This is a genomic window from Roseomonas sp. CECT 9278 (assembly GCF_918698155.1).
Lineage (GTDB): Bacteria > Pseudomonadota > Alphaproteobacteria > Acetobacterales > Acetobacteraceae > Neoroseomonas.
In genome coordinates this window covers 26,323-37,631 of sequence record NZ_CAKKLX010000034.1, presented here as the reverse complement: position 1 = coordinate 37,631, position 11,309 = coordinate 26,323, and the positions used below count along the sequence as shown (strand labels likewise).

The window sequence follows — 11,309 nt, the reverse complement described above, 5'->3', positions numbered from 1 at the left end:
ACGTGAGCCTCGCATGGTTAGCAACCCGTGTGCCAGGGGCCGGCTGAACCGGCCCCCGGCCTGCTGTCAGACGATCTCGTAGTCGCTGGCGCGCAGCGCGCGCACGCCGTCGAGCTCGAAGGTCTCGCCGCCGATCGTCCAGAGGTCGCCGCCGGCATTGGCCAGCACGGCGTCGTCGGCGAAGCCCTCGAAGACCAGCTGGTCGCGGCCCAGCAGGCCGAAGCGGATGCTGTCGAAGTCGCGGATCACGTCGCCGTCGATCTCGCCGGCGCGCAGCACGAAGGTGTCGCGCCCGCCGCCGCCCGACATCACATCCGCGCCGGCGCCGCCGTCGATGGTATCGGCCGAGGCACCGCCGCGGATGGTGTCGTCGCCCGCGCCGCCGTCGAGCTCCGCGCGCGCGCGCGCCACCAGCCACGACCAGCGATCCTCGACATCGAGGCGGATCAGGTCGTCGCCGTCGCCGGCATCGATGTCGAAGCGGTTGGGGCGCCACAGCGAGCCCGTCTCGCCATCGACGCGGATGGTGTCGTCGCCGGCGCCGGTGGTCACGCTGGCGTGCTCGGCATCGCGGATGCGCAGGTCGATGGCGGCGTCGCGGTCCAGCGCGACATCGACGATGTCGAAGCCCTTCACCGTCAAAGCCTGGCCCACGAAGTCGGTCACCGCGACGGCATCGGCGCCGTGGCGCGCGGTGTCGCGCAGCACCGCCGCGCCGTCTTCGAGCCAGTCGAGCCGCGCCTGCGGGTCGCGCTGGCTGCCGATGGTGCGGCCGTTCTCCAGCTCGACCGCCAGCACGCGCACATCGCCATCGTCGCGGTCGAAGCGGCCGAGCGTCGCACCGGTGCTGTCATCGGCATCCGTGCTGTCCTGCAGGTCGGCGACCGCCGCGTTGCGATACAGCAGCCCGACACCGTCCTTCGGGCCCTGCGACAGCATGAACTCGATCGCCTCGGCCGGGCGCAGGTCGAGACCCACGATCAGCGGGTCGTGGTCCGAGGTGCGGTAGGGCACGGTGCCGTCGAAGATCGCCGCATCGCGCCCGAAATCGAGGTTGTAGTCCAGCGCATCGGCCTCGTCGGCGTTGATGTGCCAGGCCGCCGCGCCGGTCACGCGCCCGGCCAGCGCGTCATTCGCCAGCGCGTGGTCGAGCGAGCCGGTCAGCCCGTCGAACACGTAGGAATAGTCGTCCGGGTCCTCGAGGTTGGTATAGCCGGCGCCTTCCAGCAGCCGGATCGGGTCTTCCTTCGCATAGGCGTTGAGGTCGCCGATGATCAGCACGCCGTCGGTATCGGCCCCGGTCGGGTTGGTCTCCAGCCAGTCGACCAGCTCCTGCGCCTGCTGCACGCGCGTGGCGTTGGACAGGCCCTGGCCGTCGCCGGCATCGGCATCGCCGGGCAGGTCGGCGGCGGACGACTTCGACTTGAAGTGGTTGACCGTGACCGTGAAGGATTCGCCGCTGCCCAGGTGTTCGAAGCTGGCGGCGAGGGGCGCGCGGCCGGCATCGGCGATCAGCCCGTCCTCCAGCACGGCCACCGCGCTGCCGGGTGCCAGGCGCACCGCGTCGTTGCGGTAGATCATGCCGACCGCGATCGCATCGGTGCCGACGAAATCGACGCCCGGATTCACCCAGGACCAGACATCGGCGCCCGCATCGTCGTTCAGCTCGTTGACGATGATCTCGATCGCATTGCCCGCGGCGCCGGGGCGGAAGTCGTTCTCGAGTTCGATCAGCCCGATCACCTCGGCATCCAGCGCCGCCAGCGTGGTCACCAGCTTCTCGAGCTGGCGTTCGTATTCGGCCGTGCTGTTGGCGCCGCGCGGGTCGAAGCCGAGCGCGGTATCGTCGGCCGGGTTGTTCGTGCCGGTGTCGTTGATGGTGTTCAGCGTGGGGAAGAAGTTCAGCACGTTGAACGACGCCACCTGCAGCGTGCCGCCGACATCGGGCGGCGTCTCGGGCCGCGGCGTGCCTTCGTCGAAGCTATTGGCGCCGTCCTCGACCGAGCGCACGCGCCAGGTGGAGCCGCTCGCGCTGTTGCCGGCCCATTGGTAGTCCAGCACGCCGGTCAGCTCGGTGACGGTGTCGCCCATGCGCGGGGCATTGGCGGTGCTGTAGGTCGGGCCGAAGCCGTCCAGGGTGCCGATCGGCTGGTTCTGCGTGTTCAGCCCGTCATCATAGGTGATGGTGCGCGCGCCGACCTCGTCCAGCGAGGCCTGGTAGCCGGCAACGTCGGGCAGGTTGTCCTGGGTGAACTGCGACGGGCGGTCGCCGGCCACCAGCTTGATCTCGTTGAAGCGATCGAGCTGGAACTGCTCGGTCACCGTCAACGTCTGCGGCAGCGTGACCAGCATGCCTTCATAGGCTTCGAGGTCGGGCTGCACGTCGCCGTTCTGGCTGAGCGTGGTGCCGGCGGCGGGCAGCAGGATCTCGGCGGCGGTCGGCGCGGCGTTGCCGCTGTCCACAACTGTGACGGAGGTGGCGGTGATTTCCGTCTGGCCGAAATTCTCGCGCACCGTGCCGGTCACCAGAACCTTGTCGCCGATCGCGACATCGCCGGGCAGCGACCCCTGGAACACGAAGATGCCTTCCGAGGACAGCGCATTGCCATCGGCATCGGCGTCCTCCTCCTGGAGGTAGAAGCCGCCCAGGTTGCGCTTGGTGTCGGCGTCGCCGGTCTGGAAGTCGCCGACCACGATCGCCTCGATGGTGACGGTCTGGCCGACCAGCGTGCTGGCGGCGCCGGTGCCCTGCACGGTGCTGATCCGCACCACCTCGACATCGTCGTTGCGGATGGTGCCGGTGGCGCTGGCGGTGCCGATCACCGCGCCGCCGGTCGGGTCGGACAGGGTCACGGTGAAGCCTTCGCTGGCCTCGACCAGCGTGTCGCCGGCGACCGCGATGGTGATGGTCTTCTCGGTTTCGCCGGCGGCGAAGTCCACGGTGCCGGTCAGCGGGCCGGCGAAGTCATCCGCGCCGCCGGGCGCGGTCAGCGTCCAGGTGGCGCCGGCCTCGCCCTCGCCATTCGTGCGGGTCACGGTGAAGGTGAAGTCGGTGGTCCCCGCATTGCCCTCGGCCTTGTCGGCGGAGGCGGCGGCGATGGACAGGGTCTCGACCGGCCCGCCGCCGGCGCCGCTGGAGGTGACCAGGATGTCGTCGATGCCGACCCATTCGTCATTGCCGGCGGCGTTCGCGGTGATGATCCGCACCTGCACCTGCGGCTGGTTCTCCGCCTCGGCCGGCAGCACCACGCTGACCGGCGTCACCTGGGTCGCGAGCGAGGGGCCCGTGGTGGCATCGGCGATGGCGCCGGCGGGCAGGTTGGTCCAGGCGCCGGTCTCGCCGATGCGGTACTGCACCGCGATCGGCTGCACCGCGTTGTCGGTCGACCCGTCCAGGTCGCGCGCGTTGAAATTCAGGGTCACCGTGTTGCGCCCGGTGGTGTCGAGGAACACCACGAGATACGGCGCATCCGCCGTGCCGGATCCGTTCAGCGCGATGGTGGGGTTGGCGATCTCGAATTCCGCGACGCCCCCGGTCGAGAAGGTGTTCGGCGCCGTCTGGTTGGCGTTGACGTCCACCGTGACCGTGCCGTCGCCGGTCAGCAGCTGCGGGTCGGCACCGGTCGCCGAGGTCACGTCGTCACCACGATAGCCGATGATGGAGGGCACGCCGCTCCAGTCGTCGCTGGCCGCGATCAGCCCGGTATTGCTCCAATCCTGGCTGAGATTTCCAGCGGCGAGGTTGTGGTAGGTCGCGGACATGCGGCTGTCTCCTGGCGCGGCGCCGACTGGGCGGCGTTTCGGGCCGCAAGGTGTTCCTTCAACCACCCCCGCAACAAGGCGGCTGCCCGTTAAGATTCAGCGTCGGCCATGCGACGGAACCGCGACTTGCCGGCGCGCCGCGACGCGGTCACGCTGTCGTCACGCAAGGCGGAGGGCATGATGGCGCAGCGGCAGATGCATCTGGGCGTGTTCGTGCTGGGCACCGGCAACCACATCGCCGGCTGGCGCATGCCCGGCGCCTATGACAGCTTCCAGTCCCTGCCGGTCATCCAGCACATCGCGCGCATCGCCGAACGCGGCTGCTTCGACCTGCTGTTCCTGGGCGATGGCCTGGCGGCCGGCGTCAACGACCACCCATCCTTCACCGCGCGCTTCGAACCGATCACGATGCTGGCCGCACTCGCCGCGACCACCACGCATCTCGGCCTGGGCGCCACCATGTCCACGACCTACGAGGAACCCTTCAACGTCGCGCGCTTCTATGCATCGCTGGACCACCTGACCGGCGGGCGGGCGGCGTGGAATGCCGTGACGTCGTCCAACCCGCGATCCGCGCCGAATTTCGGCCGCCAGCACCCGCCGCATGACGCGCGCTACCGCGTGGCGGAGGAATTCATCGATGTCGTGACCGGGCTGTGGGATTGCTGGGACGACGGCGCCATCGTCGCGGAACGCGACACCGGCCGCTACATCGACGGTGCGAAGGTCCGCGCGCTCGACCACGAGGGCGAGTTCTTCAAGGTGAAGGGCCCGCTCAATATCGGGCGCTGCCCGCAGGGGCGGCCGATCGTGCTGCAGGCGGGGTCGTCGGAACCCGGGCTGAACCTGGCCGCCCGCACGGCGGATGTCGTGTTCTCCGTGGTGCAGGATCTCGATGAAGCCAAGGCCGCCTACGCCTCCCTGAAGGACCGCATGCCGCGCTACGGGCGCGCGCCGCAGGAGATCGCGGTGCTGCCCGGCGTCATGCCCATCCTGGGCCGCACGCGGCAGGAAGCGCGCGACACGCTCGACCAGCTGCAATCCTTCGTCACCTCGACCAACGCGGCGTCGCTGCTGTCGGGGCGGCTCGGCATCGATGTCTCGGGCTTCGCGCTGGACGACAAGGTGCCCGACCTGCCGCTGCCCGACACCTCGCACGGCTTCGCCCGCGCCATGCTGGCCAAGGCCAAGCGCGAGGGCATGACCTGGCGCGACATGCACAACCTGACCGGCGCGGCGCGCGGCCACTGGGTCATGGCCGGCACCGTCGCCGACATCGCCGACACCCTGCAGGAATGGTTCGAAAGCGGCGCGGCGGACGGCTTCAACATCCTGCCCGCCTGGTTCCCCGGCGCCTTCGACGGCTTCGTGGACGAGGTGGTGCCCGAGTTGCAGCGCCGCGGCCTGTTCCGCCGGCAGTACACCGCGACGACGCTGCGCGGGCACCTGGGGCTGGACATGCCGGCGAACCGCTTCTTCCCGCGCTAGTTGCCCCCGGCCGGCGCCGCCGCTATGCGGCATCCCTCATTCCGGCAAGGCGCCCCCCGCATGACCACCCTCGATATCCTCGGCATCGGCAACGCCATCGTCGACGTGCTGGCGCGATCCGACGATGCCTTCCTGGCCCGCCACGGCATGGCCAAGGGCGGCATGGCGCTGATCGGCACCGACCAGGCCGAGGCGATCTACGCCGCCATGGGCCCCGGCATGGAGAGCAGCGGCGGGTCGGCGGCCAATACCTGCGCCGCCGCCGCGGCACTCGGCGCCAAGGTCGGCTACCTCGGCAAGGTGGCGGACGACACGCTGGGCCAGGTGTTCCGCCACGACATCACCGCCGCCGGCGTGACCTTCCCGACGCCGCCGCTGTCCGGCGGTGCCCCCACCGCGCGCTGCCTGATCCTGGTCACGCCCGATGGCCAGCGCACCATGAACACCTTCCTGGGCGCCTGCGTGACCTTCGGGGAGGCCGACCTCGATGCCGCCGCCATCGCCGCCGCGCAGGTCACCTACCTGGAAGGCTACCTGTTCGACCCGCCGGCCGCGCAGGCGGCGTTCCGCGCCGCGGCGCGCATCGCCCATGCCGCCGGGCGCAAGGTCGCTATCACCCTGTCGGATGCCTTCTGCGTGGAACGCCACCGCGACGCCTTCCTGGCCTTCGTGCGCGACGAGGCCGACATCCTGTTCGCCAATGAATCCGAGATCACCGCGCTGTACCGCACGCCATCCTTCGACGAAGCCGCCGCCGCCGCGCGCCGCGATGTCGGCCTGGCGGCGCTGACGCGCAGCGAGAAGGGCAGCATCATCGTGGCGGGCGAGGCGACGCACAGCATCGCTGTCGTGCCCACCACCGTGGTCGACACCACCGGCGCCGGGGATGCCTATGCCGCGGGCTTCCTCGCCGCGCTGGCCGCGGGGCGGCCGCTGCCGGAATGCGGGCGCTGGGCCTCGGTCGCGGCGGCGGAGGCGATCAGCCATTTCGGCGCGCGGCCCCAGGCGGAGCTGAAGGCGCTGGTGGCCGGCGGGGCATAGAGACCGCTCGCAGCGGCGCCGTCCGGCGCATCCTGGGGGTCGGCCCCGGGCGGCGCCGGCGGTCAGCCCAGGCTTTCGAAGATCAGCATCGCCTCGCCCTTGCGCGTGTAGTCGGCGCAGGGGCTCATGCCGATATCGGTCATCACCGCGCGCGAGGCATGGTTCGTGTAGCGCGCCACGGCGATGATGCGCGCCAGCCCTGCCGCATGGCCGAAGGCCAGGGCCGCGCGCGCCGCCTCCCGCGCATAGCCCTTGCCGCGGCATTCCGGCCACAGCGCGTAGCGCAGCGCGATGCCACGCCCGTCGGGGCGTTCCATCAGGCCGCAAATGCCCAGGAAATCGCCGCTCGCGCGTTCGAAGACGCACCAGGTGCCGTAGCCGCGCACCTCCCAGAAATCGATGTCGTCCTCCAGCTCCTCGCGCGTGCGCTCGGGCGACCGCACGCCGTGCAGCATCCATCCGAACACGCGCTCATCGGCCTTGAGGCGGATGAGGTCCGGCAGGTTCTCGCGGCCCGGCGGGATCAGCATCAGCCGATCGGTGTTGACGATGCGGCTCGACTTCAGCGCCTGCATGGCCGCGCTCATCTGCGCTCTCCGGCGCAGGGGCGTGCGCGCCGGATCGCGGCTGGCCCGCAGAACGACAAGGACGGCTCCGGCGTCGCCGGCCTCACCTGGCGAGCGGCTTGTACTTGATCCGGTGCGGGTCGGTGGCGTGTTCGCCGAGTCGACGTCGCTTGTCCTCTTCGTAGGCCTCGAAATTCCCCTCGAACCACTCGACGTGGCTGTCGCCTTCGAAGGCCAGGATGTGCGTGGCGAGGCGGTCGAGGAAGAAGCGGTCGTGCGAGATGATCACCGCGCAGCCGGCGAAATCCATCAGCGCGTTTTCCAGCGCGCGCAGGGTTTCCACGTCGAGGTCGTTGGTCGGTTCGTCGAGCAGCAGCACGTTGTGCTCGCGCTTGAGCATCTTGGCCAGGTGCACGCGGTTGCGCTCGCCGCCCGACAGCGAACCGACCTTCTTCTGCTGGTCGCCGCCCTTGAAGTTGTAGGCCGCGCAGTACGCGCGGGAGGGCACCGACCGCTTGCCGATCGTGATCATGTCCTCGCCGCCCGAGATCTCCTGCCAGACCGACTTGCTGTCATCGAGGCTGTCGCGGGACTGGTCGACGTAGCCGAGCTGCACGCTCTCACCCACCACCAGCGTGCCGGCGTCCGGCTGCTCGCGGCCCATGATCATCTTGAACAGCGTGGTCTTGCCCGCGCCGTTCGGGCCGATCACGCCGACGATGCCGCCGGGCGGCAGCTTGAAGGACAGCTCGTCGATCAGCAGGGCATTGCCGTAGCCCTTGCGCAGCCCCTCCGCGACGATGACGGTGTTGCCCAGGCGCGGGGCGGGCGGGATGGCGATCTCGGTCGGGTCGGGCGCCTTGTCCTGGGACGCGCGCAGCAGGTCCTCATAGGCCGCGATGCGCGCCTTGGACTTCGCCTGGCGGGCCGACGGGCTGCGCCCGATCCAGTCGCGTTCCTCGGCGAGCTGGCGCTGGCGCGCGCTCTCCTCGCGCTCCTCCTGCGCCATGCGCTTGCGCTTCTGCTCCAGGTAGGTGGAGTAGTTGCCCTCATACGGAATGCCGCGGCCGCGATCGACCTCGAGAATCCACGACGTCACGTTGTCCAGGAAGTAGCGGTCGTGGGTCACGATCAACACCGTGCCCGTGTAGTCCTTCAGCGTGCGCTCCAGCCACGACACGGATTCCGCATCGAGGTGGTTGGTCGGCTCATCCAGCAGCAGCATGTCGGGCTTTTCCAGCAGCAGCCGGCACAGCGCGACCCGGCGGCGCTCGCCGCCCGACAGGTTGGTCACCGCGGCCTCGGGCGGCGGGCAGCGCAGCGCGTCCAGCGCGATCTCGACCTGGCGGTCGATCTCCCAGCCATTGGCGGCGTCGATCTTCTCCTGCAGCTCGGCCTGTTCGGCGAGCAGGGTGTTCATCTCGTCTTCCGACATCTCCTCGGCGAATTTCTCGGAGATTTCGTTGAAGCGCGCCATCCAGCCATTCAGCTCGGCGAAGGCCAGGCGCACATTCTCGCCGACCGTCAGGTTGGGGTCGAGTTCCGGCTCCTGGCTGAGGTAGCCCACGCGCACGCCCTCGGCCGCCCAGGCCTCGCCGCCGAATTCCTTGTCCTGGCCGGCCATGATGCGCATCAGCGTGGACTTGCCGGCGCCGTTCGGGCCCAGCACGCCAATCTTCACCCCCGGCAGGAAGGACAGGGTGATGCCTTTGAAGATCTCACGTCCGCCCGGATAGGACTTGGTAAGGTCTTTCATCACATAGACGTACTGGTAGGCGGCCATGGTGCGGGGACCTGCGTCTCGTCTGGGAAGGCGGGGTTCTACAGGGGCAGCCCCACCGCGCCAAGCAGCCCGCGAGACACGGCGACGGAGCCCGCCATGGAGCCCGAGACCTTCGAGGTGATGCTGCTGGCCACCATCCCCGGCGGCGGCATCCGGCACGGCCAATGGTACACCGACAGCGCGCATGGCGGGCTGGAGGCGGCGCAGTGGCGCTTCCGCGAACTCACGCAGGCCCTGGCGGACCCGCGCCTGGTGGTGGTGGTGGTCGCCTCCCGCTACGACGACCAGGCCGGACGGTACCGCGAACGCATCGTGGCGGCGCGGGCGGAGGGGTCGGCGCCGGCGCTCGCGGCCTCGCGCGCCCTGCCGGCCGCGGCCTGGCCGGCGCTGCGCCGGGCCTTCCGCAGGGCACCGCCGCCGGGCCTGTCGCCCCGGACCAGGCCGCGGCCCAAGCCGGTGCCGCGGCGGCGCATCGCGCGCGGGCTGGCCCTGCTGGGCGCGGCCGGCGCGGGGGTGGCGCTGCTCCTGATGTAGCGCCGCGGGCGCTGCGCCCGGCCACCCGGGGCCACACCCTTCCTTGCACAGTATCGTTGCGATGTCGCAGTCTGTCCTCACGAGAACGGGAGACGGCGCGCCATGGCCAATACGATCGTCCTGACCAACCAGGCGGGAACGGCCGCCTCCACGCCGCTGTACACGCTGGGCGCCACCGAATCCGACCGCATGTTCGTGGGCGCCGACGCCACGCTGACCACGACCGGGTCGAATTCCCCCGTCGTGCTGCTGCAGCGCCTGGCGAACGACCTGACCATCCTCGGCACGATCTACGCCGCGGGGGCGGACGGCATCCGCCTCGACCAGATCGGGCCGTCGCCGACGGTGGGCGCGCGCATCGACATCGGCGCCGGCGGCTATGTGCAGGGCGGGGTCGGATCCGGCATCGCGCTGATCGGCCTTGGCCACAGCGTGACCAATGCCGGGGAGATCGTCTCCGGCGGCCTCACGGGTTCGACGGGCACCGGCGCGGTGGTGTTCGGCAACAGCACGCTGGCCAATTCCGGCACCGGCCCGAACGTGCTGGTGAACAGCGGCCGGCTCTCGGGCTGGGAGAACGGCGTGTCGTCGCTGACCGCCAATACCCGCGTCGACAACAGCGGCACGATCAGCGGCAGCCGGTTCGATGGCGTGACCATCGGCGGCGCCGATGCGCGTGTCTTCAACAGCGGCACCATCACCGGCGGCACCGTCGGCGTGGACATCAACGCCGACGCCGCCTTCATCGGCAATGACGGGCGCATCTCGGGCGGCGTGGCGGGGGTGCTGCTGTCCTCCCAGGGCGGCACCCTGTCCAACAGCGGCAGCATCGAGGGCGGCATCCAGGGCGTGCTGGTCTCCAACGACGCGCAGATGACGGTGTTCAACACCGGCACCATCACCGGGCGCGAGAACGGCCTGGTGCTGGACAGCGCGAACAGCGTGACCGTGGTCAACGAGGGCACGCTGTCGGGCGACGGCGCCGGCGGGCGCGGCTTCGCCACCAGCGGGTCCGAGGCGATCGTGCTGATCAACACCGGCAGCATCAACGGCGTCACCATCGATGGCCGCTCCGCCCTGGTGCAGAACGACGGCGACATCGAGCGCGTCTTCATCTTCAGCGGCGCGTCGGGGGCCAATGGCGTCAACGTGCTGAACAACACCGGGCGGATCGGCGGCGAGACCGACGCGGTGTTCGGCACCATCACGATCGAGCAGGTGTTCAACGCCGGCACCATCCTGGGCAATATCGGCCTGGGCGGCGCGGCGGACCTGTATGACGGCACCGACGGCGTGGTGCTGAACGGGCGCATCTTCGGCGGCGACGGCAACGACACGCTGCTGGGGGGGCTGAAGCGCGACGTCATGCAGGGCGACAACGACGCCGACCTGATGCAGGGCGGGGCCGGCAACGACCTGATCGAGGGCAATGCCGGCGCCGATACGCTCGACGGCGGGGCCGGCGACGACATCCTGCGCCCCGGCGCGCAGCCCGACGTGATCGATGGCGGGGACGGGTTGCGCGACCAGCTCGACTACCTGGGATCGGTCCTGGCGGTGAACGTGAACCTCGCGACCCGCGAGGCCTTCGGCGGCGATGCGCTGGGCGACGACTTCGCGAACATCGAATGGGTCGCGGGCAGCGGCGCCAACGATACGCTGACCGGCGACGACCAGGCGAACACCCTGGTGGGGCGCAACGGCAACGACCTGCTGGCGGGCGCCGGCGGCAACGACATGCTGTCGGGCGAGATCGGCAATGACACGCTGACCGGCGGCGCGGGCGCGGACATCCTGCGCGGCGGGGTCGGGGCCGACCTGTTCCGCTTCAGCGCCGCCACCGACAGCGGCGCCCCGGGCCAGGTGCGTGACCGCATCGCCGATTTCTCCCGCGCGCAGCTCGATCGCATCGATGTGTTCCTGATCGACGCGGATGTGGTGGCCGCGGGCAACCAGGCCTTCACCTACATCGGCACCGCGGCGGCCTTCACCGGCACGGCGCAGCTGCGCAGCCAGGTGATCGGCGGGGATACCTACCTGTACGGCAATACCGACGGCGCGGCGGGCACCGCGGAGTTCTCCATCCGCATCGCCGGCAACGTGCCGCTGCAGGTGGGGGACTTCATCCTGTAGCG

General features: G+C 70.3%; 7 protein-coding genes. 4 read left to right on the top strand and 3 right to left on the bottom strand.

Annotated elements, in window-relative coordinates; translation table 11 throughout:
• Positions 1 to 66: 66 nt before the first annotated feature.
• Complete coding sequence (locus tag LQ222_RS18995) at positions 67 to 3,762, bottom strand: ExeM/NucH family extracellular endonuclease (RefSeq protein WP_230168417.1); 3,696 nt, start codon at positions 3,760 to 3,762, stop codon at positions 67 to 69.
• 126 nt (positions 3,763 to 3,888) lie between these two features.
• Between LQ222_RS18995 and LQ222_RS18990 the strand changes: the two genes are divergently transcribed.
• Together LQ222_RS18990 and LQ222_RS18985 are read left to right on the top strand one after the other, a co-directional pair.
• Positions 3,889 to 5,250 (top strand): LLM class flavin-dependent oxidoreductase, encoded by a 1,362-nt coding sequence (locus LQ222_RS18990; RefSeq protein ID WP_230168416.1) that lies wholly within the window; start codon positions 3,889 to 3,891, stop codon positions 5,248 to 5,250.
• A 60-nt stretch (positions 5,251 to 5,310) separates the two neighbouring features.
• The gene (locus tag LQ222_RS18985) at positions 5,311 to 6,291 is read left to right on the top strand and encodes an adenosine kinase (RefSeq protein ID WP_230168415.1); all 981 of its coding nucleotides are present in this window, start codon (positions 5,311 to 5,313) and stop codon (positions 6,289 to 6,291) included.
• Between the two features lie 62 nt (positions 6,292 to 6,353).
• Here LQ222_RS18985 and LQ222_RS18980 read toward each other — a convergent pair whose 3' ends face one another.
• Together LQ222_RS18980 and ettA are read right to left on the bottom strand one after the other, a co-directional pair.
• A complete protein-coding gene (locus LQ222_RS18980) occupies positions 6,354 to 6,878 on the bottom strand; it encodes a GNAT family N-acetyltransferase (RefSeq protein ID WP_230168414.1) in 525 nt (174 codons plus the stop codon).
• An 82-nt stretch (positions 6,879 to 6,960) separates the two neighbouring features.
• Positions 6,961 to 8,640, bottom strand: coding sequence for an energy-dependent translational throttle protein EttA (ettA, locus tag LQ222_RS18975; protein ID WP_230168413.1), 1,680 nt, complete (start codon positions 8,638 to 8,640; stop codon positions 6,961 to 6,963).
• Positions 8,641 to 8,736: 96 nt separating this feature from the next.
• Here ettA and LQ222_RS18970 point away from each other — a divergent pair, with 96 nt between their 5' ends.
• Positions 8,737 to 9,174 carry a hypothetical protein gene (locus tag LQ222_RS18970; protein ID WP_230168412.1) on the top strand — a complete coding sequence of 146 codons (438 nt, stop codon included), beginning with the start codon at positions 8,737 to 8,739 and terminating at the stop codon, positions 9,172 to 9,174.
• 102 nt (positions 9,175 to 9,276) lie between these two features.
• Positions 9,277 to 11,307: a calcium-binding protein gene (locus tag LQ222_RS18965; protein ID WP_230168411.1), complete on the top strand. Its 2,031-nt coding sequence runs from the start codon at positions 9,277 to 9,279 to the stop codon at positions 11,305 to 11,307.
• Positions 11,308 to 11,309: the final 2 nt, after the last annotated feature.